The sequence below is a fragment of the Pseudomonas sp. zbq_18 genome (assembly GCF_043102245.1).
Lineage (GTDB): Bacteria > Pseudomonadota > Gammaproteobacteria > Pseudomonadales > Pseudomonadaceae > Aquipseudomonas.
Window position 1 is genome coordinate 86,317 of sequence record NZ_JBICIT010000019.1, and the last position, 24,364, is coordinate 110,680.

At 61.3% G+C, this 24,364-nt stretch carries 27 protein-coding genes; 10 read left to right on the forward strand and 17 right to left on the reverse strand.

The window, feature by feature from the left end; all coding sequences use genetic code 11:
• Positions 1–51: 51 nt before the first annotated feature.
• The 4 genes from ACF8C6_RS15690 to ACF8C6_RS15705 all read right to left on the reverse strand — a co-directional run bounded on the left by ACF8C6_RS15690 (position 52) and on the right by ACF8C6_RS15705 (position 2,825).
• A complete protein-coding gene (locus ACF8C6_RS15690) occupies positions 52–537 on the reverse strand; it encodes a universal stress protein (RefSeq protein ID WP_392500138.1) in 486 nt (161 codons plus the stop codon).
• A gap of 62 nt (positions 538–599) precedes the next feature.
• Entirely contained in the window at positions 600–1,505 is a 906-nt protein-coding gene (locus ACF8C6_RS15695; protein WP_392500139.1) for a 5'-nucleotidase, read from the reverse strand.
• Between the two features lie 7 nt (positions 1,506–1,512).
• The gene (locus tag ACF8C6_RS15700; protein WP_392500140.1) at positions 1,513–2,460 is read right to left on the reverse strand and encodes a putative 2-dehydropantoate 2-reductase; all 948 of its coding nucleotides are present in this window, start codon (positions 2,458–2,460) and stop codon (positions 1,513–1,515) included.
• Positions 2,460–2,825 (reverse strand): thioredoxin, encoded by a 366-nt coding sequence (locus ACF8C6_RS15705; protein ID WP_392500141.1) that lies wholly within the window; start codon positions 2,823–2,825, stop codon positions 2,460–2,462. The genes ACF8C6_RS15700 and ACF8C6_RS15705 overlap by 1 nt, the downstream gene beginning before the upstream one ends.
• Before the next feature lie 19 nt (positions 2,826–2,844).
• Here ACF8C6_RS15705 and ACF8C6_RS15710 point away from each other — a divergent pair, with 19 nt between their 5' ends.
• Together ACF8C6_RS15710 and ACF8C6_RS15715 are read left to right on the forward strand one after the other, a co-directional pair.
• Positions 2,845–3,264 carry a PilZ domain-containing protein gene (locus ACF8C6_RS15710; protein ID WP_277690475.1) on the forward strand — a complete coding sequence of 140 codons (420 nt, stop codon included), beginning with the start codon at positions 2,845–2,847 and terminating at the stop codon, positions 3,262–3,264.
• A gap of 111 nt (positions 3,265–3,375) precedes the next feature.
• Positions 3,376–4,452 carry a 3-deoxy-7-phosphoheptulonate synthase gene (locus tag ACF8C6_RS15715; RefSeq protein WP_392500142.1) on the forward strand — a complete coding sequence of 359 codons (1,077 nt, stop codon included), beginning with the start codon at positions 3,376–3,378 and terminating at the stop codon, positions 4,450–4,452.
• Between the two features lie 57 nt (positions 4,453–4,509).
• On the opposite strand, the gene ACF8C6_RS15720 is transcribed toward ACF8C6_RS15715, so the two are convergent.
• Both ACF8C6_RS15720 and ACF8C6_RS15725 read right to left on the reverse strand, forming a co-directional pair.
• Positions 4,510–4,791 (reverse strand): GNAT family N-acetyltransferase, encoded by a 282-nt coding sequence (locus ACF8C6_RS15720; protein WP_392500143.1) that lies wholly within the window; start codon positions 4,789–4,791, stop codon positions 4,510–4,512.
• A 19-nt stretch (positions 4,792–4,810) separates the two neighbouring features.
• Positions 4,811–6,073 (reverse strand): hypothetical protein, encoded by a 1,263-nt coding sequence (locus ACF8C6_RS15725; protein ID WP_392500144.1) that lies wholly within the window; start codon positions 6,071–6,073, stop codon positions 4,811–4,813.
• A 279-nt stretch (positions 6,074–6,352) separates the two neighbouring features.
• Between ACF8C6_RS15725 and ACF8C6_RS15730 the strand changes: the two genes are divergently transcribed.
• Positions 6,353–6,604 carry an Lpp/OprI family alanine-zipper lipoprotein gene (locus ACF8C6_RS15730; protein ID WP_277690471.1) on the forward strand — a complete coding sequence of 84 codons (252 nt, stop codon included), beginning with the start codon at positions 6,353–6,355 and terminating at the stop codon, positions 6,602–6,604.
• Positions 6,605–6,717: 113 nt separating this feature from the next.
• On the opposite strand, the gene ACF8C6_RS15735 is transcribed toward ACF8C6_RS15730, so the two are convergent.
• The 3 genes from ACF8C6_RS15735 to ACF8C6_RS15745 all read right to left on the reverse strand — a co-directional run bounded on the left by ACF8C6_RS15735 (position 6,718) and on the right by ACF8C6_RS15745 (position 8,687).
• The gene (locus ACF8C6_RS15735; RefSeq protein ID WP_392500145.1) at positions 6,718–7,668 is read right to left on the reverse strand and encodes a L,D-transpeptidase family protein; all 951 of its coding nucleotides are present in this window, start codon (positions 7,666–7,668) and stop codon (positions 6,718–6,720) included.
• Between the two features lie 75 nt (positions 7,669–7,743).
• The gene (locus ACF8C6_RS15740) at positions 7,744–8,025 is read right to left on the reverse strand and encodes a hypothetical protein (RefSeq protein WP_392500146.1); all 282 of its coding nucleotides are present in this window, start codon (positions 8,023–8,025) and stop codon (positions 7,744–7,746) included.
• A gap of 56 nt (positions 8,026–8,081) precedes the next feature.
• Entirely contained in the window at positions 8,082–8,687 is a 606-nt protein-coding gene (locus tag ACF8C6_RS15745; RefSeq protein WP_392500147.1) for an arylesterase, read from the reverse strand.
• 10 nt (positions 8,688–8,697) lie between these two features.
• Between ACF8C6_RS15745 and ACF8C6_RS15750 the strand changes: the two genes are divergently transcribed.
• From ACF8C6_RS15750 to greB, 3 genes are read left to right on the forward strand one after another with little or no spacing between them, the layout of a single operon-like run.
• Positions 8,698–9,381, forward strand: a complete 684-nt coding sequence (locus ACF8C6_RS15750) for an ABC transporter ATP-binding protein (protein WP_392500148.1) — start codon at positions 8,698–8,700, stop codon at positions 9,379–9,381.
• The gene (locus ACF8C6_RS15755) at positions 9,381–11,873 is read left to right on the forward strand and encodes an ABC transporter permease (RefSeq protein ID WP_392500149.1); all 2,493 of its coding nucleotides are present in this window, start codon (positions 9,381–9,383) and stop codon (positions 11,871–11,873) included. Before ACF8C6_RS15750 ends, ACF8C6_RS15755 begins: the two co-directional genes overlap by 1 nt.
• A gap of 52 nt (positions 11,874–11,925) precedes the next feature.
• Complete coding sequence (gene greB / locus ACF8C6_RS15760; RefSeq protein ID WP_392500150.1) at positions 11,926–12,432, forward strand: transcription elongation factor GreB; 507 nt, start codon at positions 11,926–11,928, stop codon at positions 12,430–12,432.
• Here the strand turns inward: greB and ACF8C6_RS15765 are convergent.
• Positions 12,425–12,736 carry a class I SAM-dependent methyltransferase gene (locus tag ACF8C6_RS15765; protein WP_392500151.1) on the reverse strand — a complete coding sequence of 104 codons (312 nt, stop codon included), beginning with the start codon at positions 12,734–12,736 and terminating at the stop codon, positions 12,425–12,427. The two genes, greB and ACF8C6_RS15765, sit on opposite strands and share 8 nt — an antisense overlap.
• A gap of 173 nt (positions 12,737–12,909) precedes the next feature.
• Between ACF8C6_RS15765 and thpR the strand changes: the two genes are divergently transcribed.
• From thpR to ACF8C6_RS15780, 3 genes are all read left to right on the forward strand, one after another.
• A complete protein-coding gene (gene thpR, locus ACF8C6_RS15770) occupies positions 12,910–13,425 on the forward strand; it encodes an RNA 2',3'-cyclic phosphodiesterase (RefSeq protein WP_392500152.1) in 516 nt (171 codons plus the stop codon).
• Positions 13,426–13,636: 211 nt separating this feature from the next.
• The gene (locus tag ACF8C6_RS15775; RefSeq protein WP_392500153.1) at positions 13,637–14,578 is read left to right on the forward strand and encodes a triacylglycerol lipase; all 942 of its coding nucleotides are present in this window, start codon (positions 13,637–13,639) and stop codon (positions 14,576–14,578) included.
• A gap of 54 nt (positions 14,579–14,632) precedes the next feature.
• Positions 14,633–15,661, forward strand: coding sequence for a lipase secretion chaperone (locus ACF8C6_RS15780; protein ID WP_392500154.1), 1,029 nt, complete (start codon positions 14,633–14,635; stop codon positions 15,659–15,661).
• 45 nt (positions 15,662–15,706) lie between these two features.
• Here the strand turns inward: ACF8C6_RS15780 and ACF8C6_RS15785 are convergent, their stop codons facing one another.
• Together ACF8C6_RS15785 and ACF8C6_RS15790 are read right to left on the reverse strand one after the other, a co-directional pair.
• Positions 15,707–16,144, reverse strand: coding sequence for a DoxX family protein (locus tag ACF8C6_RS15785; RefSeq protein WP_277690460.1), 438 nt, complete (start codon positions 16,142–16,144; stop codon positions 15,707–15,709).
• A gap of 103 nt (positions 16,145–16,247) precedes the next feature.
• Positions 16,248–17,654: a transglycosylase SLT domain-containing protein gene (locus ACF8C6_RS15790; protein ID WP_392500155.1), complete on the reverse strand. Its 1,407-nt coding sequence runs from the start codon at positions 17,652–17,654 to the stop codon at positions 16,248–16,250.
• A gap of 228 nt (positions 17,655–17,882) precedes the next feature.
• Here ACF8C6_RS15790 and ACF8C6_RS15795 point away from each other — a divergent pair, with 228 nt between their 5' ends.
• Entirely contained in the window at positions 17,883–18,692 is an 810-nt protein-coding gene (locus tag ACF8C6_RS15795; RefSeq protein ID WP_392500156.1) for a TatD family hydrolase, read from the forward strand.
• Here the strand turns inward: ACF8C6_RS15795 and ACF8C6_RS15800 are convergent.
• The 5 genes from ACF8C6_RS15800 to ACF8C6_RS15820 form a co-directional block, all read right to left on the reverse strand.
• Positions 18,689–19,486, reverse strand: coding sequence for an acyl-CoA thioesterase (locus ACF8C6_RS15800; protein WP_392500157.1), 798 nt, complete (start codon positions 19,484–19,486; stop codon positions 18,689–18,691). The genes ACF8C6_RS15795 and ACF8C6_RS15800 overlap by 4 nt on opposite strands.
• Before the next feature lie 100 nt (positions 19,487–19,586).
• Positions 19,587–20,354: a CHAD domain-containing protein gene (locus tag ACF8C6_RS15805; protein WP_392500158.1), complete on the reverse strand. Its 768-nt coding sequence runs from the start codon at positions 20,352–20,354 to the stop codon at positions 19,587–19,589.
• Positions 20,351–22,345: a DUF3488 and DUF4129 domain-containing transglutaminase family protein gene (locus ACF8C6_RS15810; protein WP_392500159.1), complete on the reverse strand. Its 1,995-nt coding sequence runs from the start codon at positions 22,343–22,345 to the stop codon at positions 20,351–20,353. The genes ACF8C6_RS15805 and ACF8C6_RS15810 overlap by 4 nt, the downstream gene beginning before the upstream one ends.
• Positions 22,342–23,292, reverse strand: coding sequence for a DUF58 domain-containing protein (locus ACF8C6_RS15815; protein ID WP_392500160.1), 951 nt, complete (start codon positions 23,290–23,292; stop codon positions 22,342–22,344). The genes ACF8C6_RS15810 and ACF8C6_RS15815 overlap by 4 nt, the downstream gene beginning before the upstream one ends.
• Positions 23,292–24,209, reverse strand: a complete 918-nt coding sequence (locus ACF8C6_RS15820) for a MoxR family ATPase (RefSeq protein ID WP_277690453.1) — start codon at positions 24,207–24,209, stop codon at positions 23,292–23,294. The genes ACF8C6_RS15815 and ACF8C6_RS15820 overlap by 1 nt, the downstream gene beginning before the upstream one ends.
• Positions 24,210–24,364: the final 155 nt, after the last annotated feature.

Sequence of the window (24,364 nt, forward strand, 5' to 3'; positions counted from 1 at the left end):
GATTTCCAGAGCCATGCATGCCGTTCGTCTAACGACTGCCAACAGGCGTACTTAGCGATGTTGCAGCATGGGCACCAAGTACACCGGCGTCTCTGAAAGCTGCAGCAGGCGCGCAGCCGTTCTACCCAGTGGAATGTCCTGAGCAGCGCCGTGGCTATGACTCCCTACGACCAGCAGATCGACCCCTAGTTTCCGGGCTTCATCCAGGATCACCTGTGCCGGATCGCCTTGCGCCACCCGTACGTTACGGATCATCTGCATGTCCTGATGCGCCTCCCCCATCTCGTCGCAGAAGCCTTCCAGCACACGTTGCTCAATGCTGGCCATCACGGTGGCAAGCCCCTTGCTGCGTAACTCCTGCAGCGTGCTTTCATCCAGATAGGTTTGCAGGACCGACTCGGCGAACAACCCTAGCGGCTCAACAGCATGCACAACATACAACTCGGCATTGAAAGCCCGAGCTAGGGACAGTGCGTGCTGCAGCACATAAGGCGCATACAGTCCCAGGTCGGTAGCGTAGAGAATCGAGCGCAACATGATGGCCTCCCAGGCATCCCAGTAGCGGCCTTGCTGAGAGCTTAGCAGCGCCAGACGTTGGCTTAAGGCTGCAACTCGTTGCTCACACCGTGGGGCACATGCCCGGTGGCCACCACCTCGCGAGTTTTCTCGCAATGGCCTGGCTGGTCATCAAAGAACACATCGGCCGCAAAGGCTTCGAGAAAGGCTGCCTTGTCCAGGCCGCCAAGGAACAGCGACTCATCGAGGCGAATATCCCATTCACGCAGGGTGCGAATGACCCGCTCATGGGCTGGAGCGGAACGCGCGGTAACCAGGGCCGTGCGGATAGGGCAAAGGTCCTCGGAAAACTCCCGCTGCAGGCGATTCAGGGCATAGAGGAAAGGCTTGAAAGGACCGCCACCAAGCAGCTCGCGCGCAGAAGCCTTCTCGTGACTCTGGAAGGCCTCCAGTCCGCCAGTCTGGTAGACCCGTTCGGACTCGTCAGAGAACAGCACCGCGTCACCATCGAACGCGAAGCGCAGTTCGGCACTGGCCGCACGATGCGCGCCCCCGGACAGAATGGTTGCGGCGGCAAAGCCCGCATCCAGAGCGCTGCGCACATCCTCTGCGTGAGTGGAAAGGAACAGGTGGCTGCCGAACGCCGCCAGGTAGGGGTAAGGACTGCGCCCACCCACAAACGCCGCCCGGGAAATCCCCAGGCCATAATGCTGGATCGAATTGAACACCCGCAGGCCGGTGTCGGCGCTGTTGCGTGACACCAGCACAACTTCTACGCGTGCCAACTCCAACTGGGCATTGAGCGCGAGTAGCTTCTGCACCAAGGGGAATGCATCCCCCGGAGCCAGCACCTCATCTTCGTGATCGATCTGATACTGGCGATAAGCTTCGACGCCTTCACTTTCGTAGACTCGATGGCTTTCACTCAGGTCGAACAGCGCCCGAGAAGAGATCGCCAGTACCAGTTTGTCACCAAGCCCTTTGCTCATGCGCACCTCAGCTTGCGTCGATAAAGCGCAGCGCTTGCAGCAGCATGCGCATTTTGGGCAGCTTACACCCGGACGCGGCGGCCGCAGCCAAGGGCGCGGCATAAATAGCCTCAAGCTCCAGGGGACGCTTATGGGTAAAGTCATGGTACATGCTCGGCAGATAGTCGGGCATGCGCTCCGTGGCCGTCAGAAGCTGACGGGGATAGTCGGCCGGCAAACTGTATCCGCAAGCGGCAGCGCCCTGCATCACCTCCTGCATGAGGTCTTCGATCAGCTGGCGGCTATCGGTATTGGCCATCAGCCTCGTTGTGCCTGCATCAAGCAACACCGACAAGCCGTTATAAGGCACATTCCAGACCAGCTTCTGCCAGCGAGCGCTGGTCAGGTCATCCATCGCCGTGGACTCGATGCCTGCCGAACGAAACAGAGCGACGCCCTCCTCTACCAGGCTCCGAGCAGTCTCCGATGATGCATCCGGGCCGGAGTGATAACCCAGATTGACCGCGCCCAATGCCTGGTGCTCGATAATCCCAGGGGCGCTACGGTGCGTGCAGATGAAGCACAGCCCACCCAGCAAATGCAGCGAGTCAGGTAGAAGCGGTCGCAGTTGTTCCTCCACCTGCAAGCCGTTTTGCAGCAACACGACTTTCGCGTTGGCTGCTGCCAGGCGGGCAATGAGCGGTGCAAGTTCGGCATTGGCCGTGGTTTTAACACCGACCAGCAGCCAATCGCATAGCGGCATGTCATCCGCACTATTCCAGGCCTGCACAGGTTGCAGATGCAGTTGGCCGTGAACGGCACTGTTGAGTTGAAGGCCGCGCTCGGCAATCACGCCGTACTCACTGCGCAACAGAAAGTGCACATCATGACCAGCCCGCGCCAGCATCAGGCCGTAGAAGCCGCCAATGGCACCCGTGCCAATGATTCCGATACGCGGCCGACGTGAATCCTGCATCAGGGCAACTCCTCAGGTTCTCGGGTTTGTGCCAGCTCCAGAGCTGCAGAGAGACCGTCTGGAGACAAGCGGGAGGCGATAGCGCCAAGAAATTGGCCATGCTCGATCAGAAACAGGCTGGGCAGATGAAACACACCATAGCGCTGCACCAAGCCGCCGTTCTCAGCGGCGTCCACCCAACACAAGCGATCAACCGCTAACGGCATGGTCGGTAGCTTTAGCCGGGCCCAGCGGCAGCTGGCACAGCCTATGCTGGTAAATATGAGCAGGCTTCTCCCTGGCAGATCCAACAATAGGCGGTCGGCGTCGAAATCTGTCAGTTCGAGACTGGGCACTATACTGTTCGTCAGTGATGTCAAAGGCATGGCATCCGGAGTATTCGAAATGCGACGTTTTTTGCGTCACCCAAGCGATATGCCGGTAGAACTGGTTCAGCGTAAACATGCTTTTCTGCCCCGGCAGCGGCTACACAATATCAGCCTGGGCGGAGTGGCATGCAATTCCGAGAAAGGCTTTCGCAAAGGCACGGCAGTGGAGTTGCGCATCCCTCTGCTCGGCGAACAAGCGCGCTATCCGGGTGTGGTCGCCTGGTGCCGCAAGCTCAGTGAAGGCTATCTGGTGGGCATTGCCTTTATTGATGAAGAAACCCTGTTTCGTGCCCGAATGGTCGAACAGGTCTGCCAGATCGAGCACTATCGTCATCAGCGTGAACAGGAAATGGGCTGTTCACTTGAGCTCGAAAACATTGCCCGTGAATGGATCTCGATGCACGCTGCCGACTTCCCTCAGGGCCATTTCCATTAGTGCGGCCATTGTCTAGCGGCCCCTGAACGCGTTAAGGTTCCCGTCCCCCGCTGCGCCCACAGATTTCGCCCGCCAGAGGCGCTCGGCTCCCGTGACCTGACGAGTACCACGATGGCTGATTTACCGATTGACGATCTCAACGTTTCCTCCAACGAAACCCTGATCACGCCGGCGCAGCTCAAGCGCGAAATCCCCCTGACCGAAGCAGCCCAGCGCACTGTCGCCCATGGCCGCCAGGTTATCCGTGACATCCTCGATGGCAAAGACCATCGTCTTTTTGTCGTGGTGGGCCCCTGCTCCATCCACGACATCAAGGCTGCTCATGAGTACGCCGAGCGCCTGAAGGTTCTCGCCGCTGAAGTGTCTGACACCCTGTTTCTAGTGATGCGTGTGTACTTTGAAAAGCCGCGCACCACAGTCGGCTGGAAAGGCCTGATCAACGATCCCTACCTGGACGACTCATTCAAGATCCAGGACGGCCTGCATATTGGTCGCAAGCTTCTGCTTGACCTGGCAGAGATGGGGCTGCCAACTGCCACCGAGGCACTGGATCCGATCTCCCCTCAGTACCTGCAGGATCTGATCAGCTGGTCTGCCATTGGCGCCCGCACTACCGAGTCTCAGACACACCGGGAAATGGCTTCCGGTCTGTCCTCGGCCGTTGGCTTCAAGAACGGAACCGACGGCGGCCTGACAGTGGCCATCAACGCATTGCAATCGGTGTCCAGCCCGCACCGCTTCCTCGGCATCAATCAGGAAGGCGGCGTCTCCATCGTCACCACCAAGGGCAATGCCTATGGTCACGTTGTACTGCGCGGTGGTAACGGCAAACCCAACTACGATTCGGTCAGCGTTGCAGTCTGCGAGCAGGAGCTGGCGAAGGCGAAAATTCGCCCGAACATCATGGTCGACTGCAGTCATGCCAACTCCAACAAGGATCCGGCACTGCAGCCACTGGTCATGGAAAACGTGGCCAACCAGATTCTTGAAGGCAACAACTCGATCGTCGGCCTGATGGTGGAGAGCCATCTGGGATGGGGCAATCAGTCTATCCCCAAGGATCTCTGCGATCTCAAATACGGGGTTTCCATCACAGATGCCTGCATCGACTGGGATGCCACGGAGAAGACCCTGCGCAGCATGCATGGCAAACTCAAGGATGTGCTGCCGGCTCGTCAGCGCGCCTGACTCTGGAAGCAAAACTAAAACGCCGGGCTATGCCCGGCGTTTTTGTCTGACGCTTTATCAATGCTTAGCTTGGTGCCGTTGACGGCGCTCCAGGTAGCGCTCCACGTAGGAGCAGGACGGAATGACCGTGTACCCCATGGACTCTGCGTACTCCAGAGCCTGTTCGGTCAGTGCGGCGGCAATACCCTGTCCGCGCAAAGCGTTGGGCACGAAAGTCCGATAGATATCGAGCGTTTGCTTGCCCAGATCCATATAGGCCAGATAGGCACGATGACCATCGACAACAGTCTCGAACTGATGGCCAGCCTGATCGTGGTGAATGGACAGCCCCGCGCTCATTTCATCTCCTCAACGGTTTTCACAGCAGAACCCGTACCTTATCTATCTTTTCCAGGCGAAGAAACATTTCAGCAGACCCAGTTCCAAACTGGACACTGAGATAAACCTTGCCGTTTTCTACCTTGTGCAGCACACCCTGGTAGTAAGTGCCGTCATAAGTAATGAACTGTAGCCGTTTGCCCGCATGATCGCGAAGGCTGTCGACTCTGACGAACTCATACTGCGTCTGGTTATTTTCTGGCTGAGTTTCAGCTCTGACCAGCTCGTTTGGATCCATCCGAGCGACTTTGGCGGGCTCAACCCAGGTGAAGGTCAGTGGCGATATGGCTTGATGATTGACCAACAAGACAGGTCGCAGCATAGCGATTACATCTGACTCCTCGAAAAACTGCAGGCCATCCAGAGCTGCTCCCTCGCTTGGGGCAAGCTCGATGCGCAGTGCCTGCGGGTCTGCGTAGTAATTTTTCAGAGCATCCAGAAGGGCAGAATCCAGGGCTATGCGCTGGGCTCGTAAAGAGCTGTCCAAATGATCGATAGCGGTTTGTAGGTATTCAGCCTTCGACTGACCAAGCTTGGCCGCACAGTATTCATTGACCTTGCGCAAGTACTGGTTGTCATTGAACTCCAGGGTAATGCTCGACACCCGTGGCGGGTTCGCGCGCAAATCACCAGGCTTATCCGACATGTTGGCCAGCGATAGACTGATGCGGTAATCCCCCATATCACGGGTATCGGCGTTCAAACTGAACGTCAGCGTCTGTGCGCCAGGCTGAAAGAGATAAGAGAAGTGGCTGTCTGTTTCCAGCGTCCGATAGCCCATATCCAGCAACTCATCGACGCCAATGATGCTGGAGCGACCACAAGCCGCACTGGACAAGGCTGAGTACAGATTTCTTTCCTGTGGTGCGCTGTGGATCAACTCCATCAGCGGACCATGCACATCAATTTCAAGGCCTTTGAGATTGACCGCCATCTGCTCCGGAAACTTGCCTTCGGCCAGTTTTTCCTTGAATGCCAGCAGACTTCGCAGTCCGTCGAACTTCAGTTCGGCATGGGCGACACGCACTTCATCATCGAACATCGGCAGGCGAGCTTTGAGCCCTTCTACACCGACCCTCCCATCGAACGATGAAGTAATCCCCTCATAGCTGATCAGCATAAAGGGTGAGAGCTTGGCCACCGCATCATTCATGATCGAACGCACCGATAACCAGAGGGAGACCTTGATCAGCAATGCAATCGCCAGAACAAGTACTAAACCCCACTTGATGAGCTTCGACATCCAAACATCCTTATTAGGTGAGCGTAGGTGCGGCGGGATCTTAACAAGCTGGCGTTAGGCTAGCCATGCGCTCTAGAGGGCGCGACCAAAGGTATCAAGCGACCCGATTGTATGTTTTTTAAACAGCGGAGATCCGTAATCCTGTACGCCTGAAAAAAAAGTTCTCCGACTTGCGTCGGCTCAGTTTACTTACTAAAAGTAACGGGTAGTATGTGCCCGGCTAATTTCCCGCGTTCGGGAAATTGCCTTTCATGGAAAGTCCACCTTAAGGGGAATACGATGAACAACGCTCTGAAACTCTCCGCTCTGGCCCTGGCCGCTGTTCTGGCTACCGGTTGCAGCAGCGTATCCAAAGAAACCGAAGCTCGTCTGACCGCTACTGAAGACGCTGCTGCCCGCGCTCAGGCTCGTGCTGACGAAGCCTACCGCAAAGCCGACGAGGCTCTGGCTGCCGCTCAGAAAGCTCAGATGACTGCTGACGAAGCCAACGAGCGCGCTCTGCGCATGCTGGAAAAAGCCAGCCGCAAGTAATCCTTGCTCAGGCTTTGAAAAGCCGACCCGGCTTCCGGGTCGGCTTTTTTATTACGCCAACAAAAAGGCCCGCCGAGAGTGCTCCTCTTCGGCGGGCCTTTGAGTTTTGCAGGTTAGATATCGAGAGGTACGTCCTGGCTGACCAAAGACTGCTGTGGGACGGCAATCTCAATCGGCAAGCCATCCTCGGCCGCCACTACCTCGCGCACCATGTCCCAGTCGAGACGCATGCTGCCTACAGCATCGTCGCGTTTGAGCAGCGTATTGATCACCGCAGTGTGCTTGTCCACGATTGAAGCCTCGCCGGTATCGCTCAGCGGCTCATGAGCCTCCAAATAGATCTTCCCACCACTGATACCGAACTTGTAGGGCTCATTGATAATGCGCACGGAGGTCCCTACGGGTGCCATTTTGGCCAGTTCGAGCACATTGTGATTGAGCATACGGAAACAGCCGTGACTGACGCGCATGCCAATGCCGAACTTTTTGTTGGAACCATGAATCAGGTAGCCGGGCGTGCCCAGGGTAAATTTGAACGGGCCCAGCGGGTTGTCCGGGCCTGGCGGTACATAGGCAGGCAGAGGATCGCCTTCCGCTGCATGCTCGGCACGAATGGAAGCCGGCGGCGTCCAACCGGGGTTGGGGGTTTTGGCGATAATCGAGGTATTGGCAATAGGTGAGCCCCAGCCTTCACGACCGATTCCGAGGGGGAAGGTATGAACTACGTTCTGCCCTTTGGGAAAGTAGTAAAGACGGTACTCAGCAAGATTGATAACAATGCCTTCACGCGGCCCCGGCGGCAGAATGAAGCGAGTGGGCAGAATTATCTCTGCGCCTTCTCCCGGCAACCAGGGGTCGACACCGGGGTTTGCTGCGACCATTTCCAGATAGCCAAGATCATTGGCTGAGCCCAAGTCAGCGAACGTGTCCTCGTAACGCGCCTTGACGACCTGAACCTGGCCAACAATATCCTCGCCAGGTGGCGGCATGGGCAACTCAAGAGCAGCAGCAGAGCCAGCACAGAGTAGGCTGGCGAGGCACAGTAAACGGGCACGCGGCAACATCAATAGATCCTTGCTGGCAAAGCGGTGGAAATGTAGAGAGCGATTGTACACGGCTCCCGTAAAGGCAGGGAGGGCTCAGGCTGGTGGCCAGACTGGCCGCTCACCGCGCCGCTGAGCATCGAGTATCTGCCGACAGACCGGGCACAGCCGCTTGTCACGCAACTCATGACGATCAAGCTCACGCATTACTGGCGCCGCCGGCAGCAACCCTCCGCAAAGCGTTCTATCGGCAAACTCGCCCAACTCGAGCTGGCGAGCCACCAAGTGGACCCTGGCCTCACGACAAGCGAACAGATCAAGCTGGTCGTCAGGGACAACCAGGTGATAGGCATACAGGGACCAGGGATGGCGCGGCATTCAGAGCTCCGGAGCAGGGGCGCCACGATAGCTGAAAGGCTGGAGGCGGGAAAGCGTCAGAGCAAGTCTTCCAGGCTGGGCCAAACGTTATCCAGCAATCGCCGCTGAGCCTTGGCCGTGGGATGGATACCATCAGCCTGCATCATTCCCGGGACACCGCCGACACCCTCTAGGAAAAACGGCACCCATGCCAGCTGCTGACTACTCGCCACATCTTTATATACCTGGGCAAATGCCTGGGTGTAGCGCTGACCATAATTGGGCGGCAGCTGCATGCCGAGAAGCAGTACGCGGGCGCCGGCTTCGCGTGACTTAAGAGCCATGGAAGCAAGATTCTGTTGCAATTGCGCAGGTGGCTGACCGCGCAAGCCATCGTTGCCGCCCAGTTCGATAATCACGACTTCTGGAGAGTGTTGCGCAAGCAGTGCTGGCAGGCGAGAGAGCCCGCCAGCACTGGTTTCGCCACTGATCGAAGCATTCACAACCCGATACTGGAAGCCGCCGTCATCCAGACGTTCCTGCAGCAAAGAGACCCAACCCACTCGGGTATCCAGGCCCAAAGCCGCGCTGATACTATCGCCAACGACCAGTACGGTGCCGGCCAGTGCGCTCTGAGCCCACAACATCAGTGTCAGTGCACCACTCATCCAAATCGCACGCATTGGACTCTCCATGAGCGCAAGCATTCTTTCTGCGCGGCACCTTAGCAAAGTGGTTCCCAGCACGGAAGGCGAGCTGGCCATCCTGCAGGATCTCTCGTTCGAGCTGGCGGCCGGCGATAGTCTGGCCATAGTCGGCAGCTCCGGCTCAGGTAAATCCACCCTCCTCGGCCTTTTGGCGGGTCTCGACCTGCCCAGCTCCGGTGAAATCGAACTGGCCGGTAATGCCCTGCACACACTGGATGAAGACCGCCGCGCCCAGGTACGTGCAGAGCAGGTTGGCTTCGTGTTCCAGTCCTTTCAGTTGCTGGACAACCTCAGCGCACTGGAAAACGTCATGCTGCCATTGGAACTGGAAGGCCGCGTCGATGCCCGCCAGCGGGCCGGCGATCTGCTGCAACGGGTCGGACTTGCCCACCGTCTGAGCCATTTCCCTCGCCAACTCTCTGGCGGTGAGCAGCAACGTGTGGCCATTGCGCGAGCGTTTGCCGCAAACCCGGTGATTCTGTTCGCCGACGAGCCTACCGGCAATCTCGACAGCCACACGGGCGAGCACATCAGCGATCTGCTGTTCCAGCTCAACCAGGAGCGTGGCACGACTCTGGTTCTAGTGACCCATGAAGAGCGCCTGGCGCACCGCTGCCGGCGCATGATTCGGCTTGAAGCCGGTCGTCTGATCGACTGCGTGGAGCCCTGATGAACCCTCGTCTGTTGCCCCTGGCCTGGCGTCAGTTATTGCGCGAGACACGTGCCGGCGAAGTGCGCGTACTCTTTTTCGCGTTGCTGATCGCCGTCGCCGCCAGTACTGCCATCGGCTACTTCAGCGCTCGTCTCAATGGCGCCATGCTGCTACGCGCGACAGAGTTTCTCGGTGCCGACCTGGTGCTCAGCGGTAGTTCCCCAGCAGCATCCGAGCAGATCGAAGCTGGCAAGCGACTTGGCCTCGCTCACGCCCAGGTCGTGGAGTTTTCCAGTGTCATCGCCACGGACCAGGGCATTCAGCTGGCCAGCGTCAAGGCAGCCAGCAGCCGTTACCCACTACGGGGCGAGCTGAAGAGTGCCGCCGAGCCCTACGCTGCCGAGCAGGTGAGTTCCGGTCCGCAACCGGGTGAGGCCTGGGCGGAGGCTCGTCTATTTGCGGCCCTGAACCTCAAAGTCGGTGACACTATCGAAGTCGGCAACCTACCCTTGCGCCTAAGTCGGGTACTGACCCATGAGCCAGACCGAGCTGGCGACTTCTACAGCCTGACACCCCGTGTGTTGATGCACCTGGACGATCTGGAGGCTACCGGCGTCGTGCAACCGGGCAGTCGTGTGCGCTTTCGCGAGCTTTGGCGCGGCGATGCCCAGCTTCTGGCCGAGTATCGAAAAATCGTGGAAGACGGCGCCGCGCCTCATCAGCGCCTGGAAGATGCCCGCGACGGTAACCGGCAAATCGGTGGCGCTCTGGGCCGCGCCGAGCGCTATTTGAATCTGGCCAGCCTGGCGGCCGTACTCCTCGCTGGCGTCGCGGTGGCGTTATCTGCCAGCCGTTTCGCCGTGCGCCATTTCGACACTGGCGCCCTGCTGCGCTGCTTCGGCCTCTCACGGCGTCAAACGCTTGGGCTTTTTGGCCTACAACTGGCCATCCTGGGTCTGCTGGCCTGCCTTTGCGGCGCCCTGCTCGGCTGGTTGGGGCAACTGGTGCTGTTCCAGTTGCTGCAAGGTTTGCTACCGCCGGGCGTGCCCGCGGGGGGGCTTACACCCGCGCTGGCCGGCATCGCTGTTGGTTTGGTGGCACTGGCAGGCTTCGCCTTGCCGCCGCTGGCCGCACTAGGTCGCGTACCGCCACTGCGGGTGCTGCGTCGTGACCTGCTACCGGTGCCGCCCAGCTCCTGGCTGGTCTATGGCGCTGCGCTCTTGGCGCTGGCCCTGATCATGTGGCGCCTTAGCCTGGATTGGAAACTGACCCTGGCATTGCTGGGCGGCGGCTTGATCGCCACACTGCTACTCGGTGGCCTGCTGTTGCTTGCACTCAAGGGCTTACGCCAGCTTCTGGCACGCGCAGCCCTACCCTGGCGCCTGGGGCTGGGCCAGCTGCTTCGGCACCCGCTGGCCGCTGCAGGGCAATCACTGGCCTTTGGCCTGATTCTGATGGCCATGGCGCTGATCGCCCTGTTGCGCGGCGAACTGCTGGATACATGGCAAAACCAGCTACCCGAGCAGGCACCGAATCACTTCGCGCTCAATGTCCTGCCTGGCGAGAAAGACGCCTTCGCCGCCCGTCTCGAAGACCTGTCCACACACGCGCTGCCGCTCTACCCCATCGTTGCCGGACGCCTGACCCTGATTAATGGCGAGCCGGTGCAAGGCATCGTCAGCAAGGAGAGTCAGGGCGAGCGCGCGGTGAGCCGCGATCTCAGTCTGACCTGGTCACAAGACCTACCGGAAGGCAATACGCTCCTGACCGGCCAGTGGTGGCAGAGCGCGCAGACGGAGCAATTACCGGGGGTCTCGGTTGAGTCCAAACTGGCCGAAAGCCTGGGACTGCAACTGGGCGATCGGCTGACTTTCAATGTCGGTGGCATCGAGCGCGAGGCTCAAGTCAGCAGCCTGCGCAAGGTCGAATGGGACAGCTTCCAGCCGAACTTCTACATGATCTTCCAGCCCGGTACGCTGCAAGACCTGCCCGCCACCTACCTGACCAGTTTCTACCTGCCGCCACAGAGCGAACGCCAGTTGGTCGAACTGGCGCGAGAATTCCCTGCCGTCACCCTGCTGCAGGTCGAGGCCCTGCTGGAACAACTGCGCAGCATCATGGCGCAGGTCAGCCTGGCAGTGGAGTACGTCTTGTTGTTCGTGCTGGCAGCCGGCATTGCCGTATTGCTCGCCGGCTTGCAGGCGACCCTAGACGAGCGCCTGCGCCAAGGCGCTCTACTGCGCGCCCTGGGTGCCGAACGCCGGCTGCTGCTCAAGGCCAGGCGTACCGAGTTCGGCCTGCTGGGGGCCGTCAGTGGCTTGCTGGCGGCTCTGGGTTGCGAGCTGGCCAGTTTCCTGCTCTATCGCTATGCACTGGATCTGCAGTGGCAACCGCACCCCTGGCTGCTGGTTTTGCCACTGATCGGCGCACTGCTGGTTGGCGCAGCCGGCCTCTGGGGCACGCGCAAGGCCTTGAACGCATCGCCACTGACCGTGCTGCGCGAGGTGTGAGGCAATAGGGTCATTGCTAGAATGGCCAACCCTTTTGCTACCAACCAGTACCATGAGCCGTTATCGTCCACCGCGCACCGCCGGAACACCGCTGATCACTCCTGAAGGCGAGGCGCGCCTGCGCGCCGAGCTGCATGAGCTGTGGCATGTGCGTCGTCCTCAAGTGACCCAGGCCGTAAGTGAAGCCGCCGCCCTGGGCGACCGTTCGGAGAACGCCGAATACATTTACGGCAAGAAGATGCTGCGCGAGATCGACAGTCGCGTTCGCTTCCTCACCAAGCGCCTGGAAAACCTCAAGGTTGTCGATAGTCGCCCCGCCGACCCGAACAAGGTCTACTTCGGTGCCTGGGTCACGTTGGAAGATGAAAACGGTAACGAGGTGCGCTACCGCATCGTCGGCCCGGATGAGCTCGATCTCAAGCTGGGGCTGATCAGTATCGACTCGCCGCTGGCCCGCGCCTTGGTAGGCAAGGCGCTGGATGCTGAAGTACAAGTGAACACCCCAGGCGGTGAGCAGGCGTTCTATATCACCGCCATCGACTATCCAGCCATTACCTGAGGTTGATCACGCCCTGGCGGGCCACCCGCACCAACTGCCCGATCAACTCGGCATCCACAACCGTGGACTCGCGGCCAACCACCGCCAGGTCGTAACTGTCGCTTGGGATGGCTGCAAGCTGCTGTGCCAACGGGGCAACAAAACGGATCAGGAAATTGCGCGATGCCGGCCAGTGCTTGGGCCAGCCTTCCAGGTTTTTCAACAGATTGGGTTGCTGATTGCCAACCAGCAGCACATGGGGATGGCGATTGACCGCGGCATGCGGCAAGGGGGAAAAATGCAGATGGGCGCGTGGGCAACTCATGTTTATACAGTCTCAGCCTCATAGTCCCGCCGGACTGCGGTGGGAGGCGACACCGGCCAGCGCTTTAGCGGTATTCACCCAACCGGGCAGCGCCCCGCAAGTTGCTCTTAAATCGGCGCTATGGGGTGCGATGCTAGAAACGCCAGCACCGCTCTGTCAAGCCAGGAGGCCGCATGCCCGAGTCGCTACGACTGTTCTTCGCCATCCCCGTGTCTTCTGCACAAGCCCGGAGCATCCAGGATTGGCGACAGCAACTCCCTTGCTCTGGCAACTGGGTGCACGAGCATGACCTGCACCTGACGCTGGCCTTTCTTGGTCAGCAAGCCACAACCCGTCTGGCAGATCTGCGCGCTGCGGCCGATCACACTAAAAGGCATCGCGCATTCGAGTTGCGCCTGGATCGCCTGGATATCTGGAACGACGGGCTTCTGCACCTGGCGCCCAGCCGCCCTCCCATGGCTCTTATGCAACTGCAGCAGGCGCTTGCGGAGCAGCTGCAGCGGTGTGGATTCACGCGCGAACAACGCACCTATCGCCCGCATCTGACACTGGCTAGGCATGCCACCGAGCCAACCAGTCCAGCAGCGTTCAGCTTCGCCTGGCACGTTGATCGGTTCGCGCTGTTCAGCTCCAACTCCGCGATGATCGGCCCTCGTTATCAGCAGATCGACACCTGGCCACTGGCCTGACTGTTTCTCTCGGTAACACCCGTAGCGGCTGATAGAGCCCTGCCACTGCGCGGCTTGCGCCACAAACGCCCGTTTAGAGCCATCGTTCGAAATGCTCAGGTTCTGGCACAGATCCTGCCCAACCCCATGTCGCTGAAGTTCCGCTTCCAGGATGGGAGCGGATGGCTAAGCGCATGGAGGATCACTGCCTATCACCGTTCGAGAGCGCCCCATGAATAACAAGAAAACACTGCTCGCCCTCTGCCTCGGTTCCAGCCTGGTATTGTCGGGTCAGGTCGAAGCAGGCCTGTTCGGCTCCACCGGCTACACCAAGACCAAATACCCGATCGTCCTGACCCACGGCATGCTCGGCTTCGACAGCATCCTCGGCATCGACTACTGGTACGGCATTCCGTCCGCACTGCGTTCCGATGGTGCCAGCGTGTACATCACCGAAGTCAGCCAGCTGAATACTTCCGAGCTGCGCGGCGAGGAATTGCTCGAACAGGTCGAGGAAATCGCAGCCATCAGCGGTAAAGGCAAGGTCAATCTGATTGGCCATAGTCACGGCGGCCCAACTGTTCGCTACGTAGCAGCCATTCGGCCTGACCTGGTCGCTTCGGTCACCAGTGTCGGCGCGCCGCACAAAGGCTCTGACACCGCAGATTTCCTCCGCCAGATTCCGCCGGGCTCGGCCGGTGAGACCCTGCTGGCTGGCATCGTCAATGGCCTGGGCGCGTTGATCAACTTCCTCTCCGGCAGCGCCAGCACCTCGCCGCAGAATGCCCTGGGCTCGCTCGAGTCTCTCAACAGCCAGGGCGCCGCGGCGTTCAATGCCAAGTACCCACAGGGCATTCCCACCAGCGCCTGTGGCGAAGGGGCCTACAAGGTCAATGGCGTCAGCTACTACTCATGGAGTGGTACCAGTCCGCTGACCAATGTGTTTGATGTGAGCGACCTACTGCTGGGTGCCAGCTCCCTGACCTTCGATGAGGCAAACGACGGTCTGGTCGGTCGCTGCAGCTCTCACTTGGGCAAGGTAATCCGCGATAACTACCGGATGAACCACCTCGACGAGGTCAATCAGGTGTTCGGCCTGACCAGCCTGTTCGAGACCGATCCGGTGACTGTCTACCGCCAGCAAGCCAACCGCCTCAAGCAAGCCGGCCTCTGAGCCAGATATCGGGGCCTGCGGGCCCCGAGCACTTTCCACTCGACGAGTCTCGCCGTGAACAAAGCGCTATTGCTCGCCACGCCCCTGCTGATCGGGGCCAGTGTCGCCGCCACCCTCTATTTCAACCCGCTCGAGCGCCACACGCCTGAAGCCAAGGCGCCCATGCTCAGCGCTCAAGACGAGGCCCAGACTGCCATCGCAGCGACCGCCGAAGCGCGCCCATCTGCGCCGCAGGCGGTCGCCAATACTCCGCTACCGCCCTCCTTTGCCGGCACCCAGGTCGATGGCCAGTTTCGCCTCGATGACAGTGGCAACTTGCTGGTCAGCATGGATATCCGGCGCATCTTCGATTATTTCCTCAGCGCCTATGGCGAGGAGAGCCTGAACACCAGCATCGCTCGACTGCAAGCCTACATTCAGCACCAACTGCAGGAGCCGGCCGAGGGCCAGGCACTGGCCTTGCTGGCGCAGTACCTGGATTACAAGCGCCAATTGATACAGCTGGAGCAGGATCTGCCGCAAATGGCCAACCTGGATGCCATGCGCCAGCGCGAGCAGGCCGTGCAGGCCCTGCGTGCGCGACTGTTCAGCGCCGAAGCACACCAGGCATTTTTCGCTCAGGAAGAGGCTTACAACCAGTTCACCCTTGAGCGCTTGGCCATTCGACACGACGCCAACCTCAGCGATGAACAGAAAGCCAATGCACTGGATCAGCTGCGCGCGGGCCTGCCGGAAGACATGCAGGCGCTGCTGGTGCCGCAATTACAAAGTGAGCTGCGCCAGCAAACCGCTGCTTTGCAAGCCAATGGTGGTAGTAGCGAGCAGATTCGCCAGCTGCGCCTGCAACTGGTCGGTGCCGAAGCCACCGAGCGCCTGGAGTCGCTCGATCGGCAACGGCAACAGTGGCAGAAACGGCTCAGCGATTATCGTAAGGCGAAGGCCGAACTCGAAGCCAATAGCGGCCTCAGCGTTGAAGACCGACAGAAAGCCCTGCAACGCCTGGCCGAAGAGCGCTTCGACGAGCGCGAAAGGCTGCGCCTGGATGCAGCCGAACAACTGGCCCAGGCCCGAGAAAAGCCCTGAGCACAAAAAGGCCCGCAATGCGGGCCTTTTTATTCATGGTTGCCGTTATTGACGCGAAATCAGACGGTCCAGAGACAGCTTGCCGGCGCCTTCGATCATCAGCACAGCACTGATCAGGCCGAGGATCATGGCGTACTCATAGCCATTGTTGGTGATGAAGAAGCCATTGGCCCAGTGCACGGCAAACATGGCTACCAGCATGGACACCAGCAGCGACAGCGCCGCAGGACGTACCAGCAGACCGACGACCAGCGCCAGGCCACCAAAGAATTCGGCGCTACCGGCCAGCGCGGCCATCAGGTAGCCGGGCGTGATACCGATACTCTCCATCCACTGGCCTACGCCCTCCAGGCCATAGCCACCGAACCAGCCGAATAGCTTCTGCGCGCCGTGGGCGGCAAAGGTCAGGCCGGTCACCACGCGCAGCAACGTAATGCCGTAACCGGCGGAGGAAGACATCAGGGATTTGATCAGGTTGTTCATGTGCCAGGTCCTTCAGGTGAGTAGTGTTGGTGAGGCACATGCTATTCGAATTAATCGATACTAAAAGCGCATTTTTGCGCTAATTCAAATCGAATTATTCGATTTACCTATTCTTTGCGCGGGCAGGCTCCAGCAAAAAGCGCTCACGATCATAGGCAAGATAGTATTTGTTCACGCTATTCACATAGCTGGCGACGCCCAGGCCCATTTTCTCCATAGCCACACGCTCGACCTGGAAGAACCACTGGTTGGGATTGAGGCCGCGCCTGCGCGCCTCAGCTCTCAGGCTTTGCACCCGCTGCGGCCCCATGTTGTAGGCCGCCAGAATAAAAGCCCTGCGCTCGACATCATCGATTTGGCGGCTGGCGAAGAACTCGCGGCGGATGCGAGCCATGTAGCGCGTCGCCGCCAGCACATTGTTGTCCAGCCCCTGGATATTGCCGACCCCTACGCTGCGCGCGGCGCCGGGGGTGACCTGCATCAGCCCGGTAGCACCGGAGGCTCCGCGTGCAGCCGGATTGAGCGTGGACTCCTTGTAGGCCATCGCGGCCAGTTGCAGCCAGTCCAGGTTCTGCTCCTCGCCATGCTTCTGCAGCACAGCTCTGACCCGCTCCAGGCGCTGACGATCTGCCTGTCCCAGCGGATTGCGCACCTTGTAGGAGCGCCGATAGACCCGCTGGAAGGCCGAATCCACGTCATCGGGCATACGGTAGCTGGCGAGAAAACGGTCGACGCTGGCGCGCAGCATCGGCGCATCACGCCGCACGAACCAGCTCATCTCCCCCGCCTTGCTGAGCACCAGATGGCGCTCGATGCGCAGCCTGGGCATGACCTTGAGCCAGCGCTCGGCAATCGGCAGTTCGACAGCGGTCCAGGGATAGATACCGGCTTGGACCATCTCCAGCACATCCTCCACCGCCAGGCTGCTGTCGGCCCACTCCACCACGATTGGCGGTTGCTTGCGTTGCGCCAGACGCTGGTTGACCTCGCGCAGCGCTTCACCTGCGGCGCTGCCCAGCGGCAGTGCCAGACTGCGCCCGGCCATATCGTCCAGCTTGCGGTAATGCCGGTTATTGCGGTTGCCAACCACGACCAGCGGTACATCGCTGCGAATGGCCTGGCTGGCACTGACGCCCATGCCGGGATGCACATCGATCAGCTCCCCCGGCGCGACCACATCGCCCTCACCCTTTTGCAGGGCGGCAAGCAGTTGGTCCTTGGCCTTGGGGATGATCTTCATGCGCAGGTTGCGACCATCGCGGGCATTGCGATTGAGGTACTGCTCGAATGCCCGCAGACGGTGATATTCAACGCCAATGGCCTGCCCCTTGACCTCGCCCGAGCTGTTGCGGCTCTGGTTGACCAACACTCGCAGCTCGCCACTCTTGCGAATCTGCGCCAGGTCGCGCTGCTTGCTCACTTGCGCCGGGTGCTCGCCCAAGCCGCTGAGGCGGGCATGGGCCGGCAACACTGCCAGGCAGCAGAGCAAGAAAAGCAGCGTGCGAATCATCCAGCCTCCGGGGAGCGCCGGGTCATGAGCAGACCCGAGCGACTAAGAGCATCCCGCCGACAGATGGTTCCAGCGCGCGGGGCGCGGAGCCTCGCACAAGGTGCTTCAAATGGCCAGCTCATGCTGACAAAGAGCATTAATAGACATATGCAAGCATCTGTATTTGATTGTTTTATTGATAAAAAGCCGGCTTTGCTATGCTGCCGGCTCAACCACTGAGGTAGCACCATGCAACTCATCGACATCGGCGTCAATCTGACCCATCCCAGCCTGGCTCGGGAGCGTGATGCGGTGCTCGCCCGCGCTTATGAGGCCGGCGTCTGCCAACTGGTGCTGACTGGAACCAGTCTGGAGGAAAGCGCGCAAGCGCTGCATTTCTGCCAGGAACTGGATGGAACCGGCAGCCGACTGTTCAGTACCGCCGGGGTTCACCCGCACGACGCCAGCCAGTGGAATACAGAAAGTGCCCGGCAGCTGCGCGACCTGCTCAGTGAAGCGCCAGTACGTGCCGTGGGTGAATGCGGGCTGGATTTCAATCGCGACTTCTCGCCGCGACCGCAGCAGGAAAAGGCCCTGGAGGAACAGCTGGCTCTGGCTGTGGAGCTTCAGCTACCGGTGTTCCTGCATGAGCGTGATGCCAGTGAGCGCCTGGTCGCCATCCTCCGGCAGTTCCGCGACCAGTTGCCGGCCGCCGTGGTGCATTGCTTCACCGCCGGCAAGGACAGCCTGTATGCCTATCTCGATCTCGACCTGCATATCGGCATTACCGGCTGGATCTGCGATGAGCGCCGCGGCACCCACCTGCATCCGCTGATGCGCGACATCCCCGCGGGGCGCCTGATGCTGGAGAGCGACGCGCCCTACCTGCTCCCCCGCAGCCTGCGGCCCAAACCGAAGAGCGGGCATAACGAGCCGGCCTTTCTTGGTGAGGTATTGCGCGAGGTCGCACTGCACCGCGGCGAAAGCCAGGAGAGCCTGGCAGCGCACAGTACGGCTACGGCCCGAGCCTTCTTCGACCTGCCACAGATCGAGACTTAATCGAACACCGTGGTGGTCTGCCGGCTCAGCGCCAGCAACTGGCCGTCTTTGGTCCACAGCCGCGCCGCGATGTGGCCATAACCATCGAGAGCGTGCTCGATCTCGGCCTGGTACAGGCACCAGTCGTGGGTGGTGAGGCTGGGTAACGGATGGACGAACTCGATGGTCCAGGTCAGCGAGCTGCCCGGCGCATGGGACTTCAGGTGGGACAACACCGCCGGCGGCCAGGCATCCACCAGTGCCAACAGATGTGCTTCGCTGACCCGGTCATGGCTCACGTCACTGCGCAGGCGTACCCAGCCGCCCATATGGCGCGACGGCGTGTTGCTGAACGGCATGCCGCCCTGCCCCCAGCGCATGGCCAGAAAGCGTGTGAACTCTGGGGTGACACCAGCCAGATAAGGCAATTCCTGGCACTCCTCCACAGCCTTCATCGCCGGCGCCGGCTCGGCCTCGACCTTGACCGCAGATCGACGAGACGCACCGAAACTGCCCTGGGCGATGGCCACCACCTCGCCGTTCTGTACCGCACGGCCGAGCATCTGGCTGACGGATTTTCCTTCGCGCAGCACTTCAACCTCGAAGGCCACCGCCTCACCCATCAACATGGGGCCGACGAAGGTGATGGACAGCGAGCGTACCGGGCGACCGGCCGGCACCTTGAGCCGCATGGCTTCATACAGCATCGCCGCCACCAGGCCGCCGAAGGTCGCTCGACCCTGGCCCCACAAGGGCGGGACGACGACATGCTGGGGGCGGGTATGGACGGCGTGGATCAGTTCAGCGAAGGTCATGCGCAATCTCCTTTCAGGCAGCTGCAAGCTTAGTGAAAAGCAGTCGCACACGGGAGGGACTATGCGGCCAAATCAGCGCCGGAAATGCTCTGTAATGGGCTCAGGACTCGGAAAGTTTCAGGGTCAATTCGGCCAGGCACTCATCCGCCTGTCGTTCCGCAGCGAGCAATTTGATTTGCCAGTGTTGGACGCAAGGCCACAGATCCGCCTCACTCTGAGCGCGAAGCAGCCATTGCAGATGGTCGTGCCAGTCACCCAGCGCGCCCTGAGCCTGACGCAAGGCCCGCAGGGTCGATGAGTTCAGCTCGCTATAGGCCGGCCAGGCCTCGGCACAGTAGCGCAGGCGCTTGATCAGCAGGCGCAGGCGATGGCGGTCATGGTTCGGATCGCGCAAGGCGGCAGTCAATTTGCGTACCTGCCTGGCCAGATTGCGGCGCACCTGCTTGGCACCGGCTTGCCATTGGCCATCACGGTGAGCATCGCGGTAATCCTGAGGCCAGTCGTCGAGACGGATCTGTAGGCGCTGCAACGGCACTCCGGCGAGCAGTTGCGCATAGCCGTCGTCACGCTCGGCCAGACGCCGTTGCGCCGCCTCGCTCTGGCCCAGGCGGCGCAGCTCGGCCGCCAGGACTTCCAGATCACGCAGCGGACCGCTGGCCTTGCCCAATGCGCCTGCGCTCTGCTCCAGCGCGGCACAGAGCGGCTCCTGGCGCAATGGACGCAGCAAGCTGCGCAAGCGGCGGACGGCGATGCGCAGCTCATGCAGGGCCTCGTCATCCGTGCGCGCCTGCATGCGGGCACCACAGGCGTACAGACGCACCTGCAACTCGATGATGCGCCTGTTGAGTCGAGTGTCGAATGCATTCATGCCTTTCTCCCTCCCGGTGACCGCCAGGGTAATTCGCTGCGCAGGCGTTTCAGGCTGGCCGCAAGCCGCTCTGGCTCGGCCTGAGCGCCGGCATAGCGCTGTGCCTCGAAGGCCCTGGCAAATTCATCCAGTGCCTGCGCCTGGCGTGGCAACAGCGTCGCCGCCCGCGCGCTAAAGTCACGCACGCCTTCGCCCTTGCCGCGCTGCAGGCCATAACGGGCCAACAGCGACTCGAAACGGCGTAGCTGTCGCTGCAACGGATCGCGCTCGCGCCGCCAGGGCTTGAACAACCACAAGGCTACCAGCCCCAGTGCCGCCGCGCCGCAGCCCAGGAGTACCAGTGCCAGGCGTTGCCAGTCCAGCGTGCCGAACCAGCGTTTCAGCAACCCCAGCTGCTGTTCGCTGCGATAGCCGAGCACCCAGCGCTGCCAGTTGTAGTTGACGCTATCCCAGGTCAGACGCAGCTCGTTGAGCCACTCCAGATGGCGGTAGCGCAGCGGTGAAAAGGGAGAGTCATCGAGAAAGCCATCCTCTTCGGCCAAGGCTTCTTCCAATCCCATCTCGATACGCTCCGGCGCCACCTGGAACGTCGGGTCGACGCTGACCCAGCCGCGCCCTGCCAGCCAGTACTCGACCCAGGCGTGAGCATCGTACTGGCGCACAGCCAGGTAATTGGCTGACGAGTTGTACTCGCCACCCTGGTAGCCCGCCACCACCCGTGCCGGAATGCCCGCCGCGCGCAGCACGAAGGTCATGGCACCGGCATAGTGGGCGCAGAAGCCGCGCCGGGTGCGGAAGAGAAACTCATCGATACTGTCGAGCCCCACCGGCGGTGGCCTGAGGGTGTAAACGTAGGGCTGCTGGTTGAAGTGCAGCAGCAGCGCCCGTACCAGCGCCTCGTCGTCGCCATGCTCGCGGCGCAGCTGCGCAGCCCATTGCCGCGCGCGCGGATCGCCGTCCTTGGGCAACTGCAGACTGCTGCGCATGACGCCCTTGGGCAGCTGTTCCTCGCGCACGGCGGCCGGCCAGGACTGCACTTCGTACATCAGGCTCTGCAGCACCGGACGCGACTGTTGCAAGCGAAAGTCGCTCATTTGCCGGGTATTGGCCAGGCTGGTCTGCCCCACATCGAGGGCGAACAGCCAGGGTTTGCCACTGGGCTGCATGATGATGCTGTAGGACAACGCCTCACCCTGCTTGCGCCATTGCGGCGCGGCCGATTGCTGTGCGCCCCAGCCCTGCGACCAGCGCCGACCATCGAAGTGATCCAGGGTCAGGGCACGCCAGTACAGCTCGCTGCGCGGCGGTGGCGCACCCTCGAAGCTGGCGCGGAAGGCCAATTCCGGCGAGCGGCTGAGCTCGGCTACATCGGCCGGCGCCATGCTGTCCGACAGGCCTGTGATGCCCCGCTGCGGTGTCGGCAGGCTCCATAGCGGGCCCAGGCGTGGAAAGAACAGGAACAGCACCAGCATCAGCGGTACAGCCTGCAGCATCAGGGTGCCAGCCAGCCTCAACGTCGCCAGCGGACGCGTGGCCAGGCTGCTCTGCTGCAGTCCGATCAGTGCCGCCAGCAGCGCGGTAATCGGCAGCAGGCTATACAGCGCCGGCAACAGGCCGTCATCAAACAGATAGCCGACCACCACGACGAAGAAGCCGAGGAAGATCAGCACCAGCGCATCGCGGCGGTTGCGCAGTTCCACCAGTTTGAGGATGAAGGCCGCGACCAGCAGCACCGCCCCGGCATCCAGACCGATCAGGCTGCCACGGGACAGGAACACACCCGCGGCCGTGGCCAGCATCAGGCCCGCGCGTGCCAGACCGCTGGGGAAGCCGGCGCGCATGCGAAACACCTGCACGCGCCAGCCGGCACAGAACAGCCAAAGCACGGCAAGCCAGGGCGGCAGGTGCAACAGCAATGGCAAAATCACCAGCACCTGGGCCACCAGCAGCCAGGTCAGGGCTATGCGAGGAATCCCCGGCGCCACGCTCATGGCCGTTCTCCATAGAGCGCCAGGGCTCGCAGGCAGGCCTCGCGATGGGTATCGCCATAGTCCGGCGAACGCTCGAAACCAGGCAGGCGCAGGCCATAAGCCTGCTGGCGGGCATCCAGTTGCAGCACCCAGTGACACAGCAGCGACAGGCGCGCCTCGATGTCGCCGCCCAGCGCCTGGAAATCCAGCCACAGATCGCGCCCGCTCAATGCGGCGAAATCCTTGACCAGCAGGCCCTGGCCGCGAGAAAAAGCCTTCCAGTGCAAACGCCGGCGCGAGTCGCCCGGCTGATAGCTGCGCAAACCCTGGTAGTCATCGGCGCCCTGCCCGCTGGCGCGAAGTCCCTCTTCCTCGTCATCGTCGCCGCCTCCCGCAGCCAGGGGCAGGTCACCCTCCAGCGGGCGCGGGTAGACCAGCACAGCCTGATCCAGGTCGACCCAACTCCAGGCCACCAGAATGCCCAGCGGAAAGCGGCTCTCCACGCGCATGCGCTGCGGGCGAAGCCAGCCACGACGCAGGGTCGGCAGGCCGAGCTCGCATTCGCTCTCGCCACCTGCCGGGACATCCTGAACCTGTAGAGGCTGCTCCGGCCACCCCAGGGCAATGGCCTGGTGCGGGTGCCTGGCACTCTCCAGGCGCACCCGAAAACGCGCCGGCTCTCCGAGAAACACCGCGCCGCTGGCACCGGCCTTGAGGATCAGGCCGCTGAAGTTGCGATAGGTGTGCAGGATGGCGATCACGAAAATCGCCGCCAGCAGAAAGGTCAGGCCGTAGGCCAGGCTGTTTTCGTAGTTGATCCCGGCCAGCAGCATCAGTACCAGCAGCACGCTAAAGGCCGCCCCGACCCGATCCGGCATGATGAAGATGCGCCGCTGGTTGAGCTGAACCTGCGACGCGGCCGGAATGCGTCGGGCGATCCAGTTGCGCCAACGAGACTTGAGCGTCATCAGACTGCCGCGACCTCGCGCAGCAGCCATTGCACCAGCGTGCCGCCGCCATGCCCGGCCGGGTCGGCCCGCTCGCGCAGACGGTGCCCCACCACCGCCGGCAACACGGCCTGCACATCCTCGGGAATCACATAGTCGCGGTGGGCCAGGAAGGCCCAGGCCCGCGCGGCCGCCAACAACGCCAGGCTGGCGCGTGGCGACAGGCCCCAGGCGAACTGCGGCTCGCTGCGAGTCGCCTCGACCAGGCGCAAGACGTAATCCACCAGCGCATCACTGGCGCGCACCTGGGGGATCAGCGCCTGGATGGCGGCGAGCTCGGCATGATTGAGCAACGGCTCCAGGCGCGGCAGCAGATCACGTCGTGCCTCGCCCAGCAGCAGCGACTTTTCCGCCGCCCGCGCCGGGTAGCCCAGCGATAAACGCATCAGGAAGCGGTCCAGTTGCGACTCCGGCAACGAAAAGGTGCCGCCGGAGCTGACCGGGTTCTGCGTGGCGATGACGAAGAAGGGTTCCGGCAGCGGCCGTGTGGCGCCCTCGATGGTCACCTGGCCCTCCTCCATGGCCTCCAGCAGCGCACTCTGGCTCTTCGGTGTGGCACGGTTGATTTCGTCGGCTAACACCAGTTCGGCGAAGATCGGCCCGGGATGGAAGACGAACTGCCCGCTGTCCTTATCGAACACCGAAGTGCCGAGAATGTCGCCCGGCAGCAGGTCCGAGGTGAACTGAATGCGCTGGTAGGAAAGCCCCAGCACTCGCGCCAACGCCTGGCTCAGGGTGGTTTTGCCCATGCCGGGCAGGTCCTCGATCAGCAGATGACCACGTGCCAGCAGACAGGTCAGAGCCAGGCGCACCTGATGATCCTTGCCCAGCACTACCTGGTTGATCGCATCCAGACAGGCATCCATCTTCGGCCGCATCACAGCTCTCCAGCGGGTAAAAATCCGATCCTACTGATAGCCGGAGCATCGGCAAAGCCATAGCAATCTTTGCTGACGAATCTGTCGCAGAGCTGACGAGAGTCAAGATGGCTTCCCGCCCGGGGCTTACTGTTGATGCCGAGACTTCAGACAGG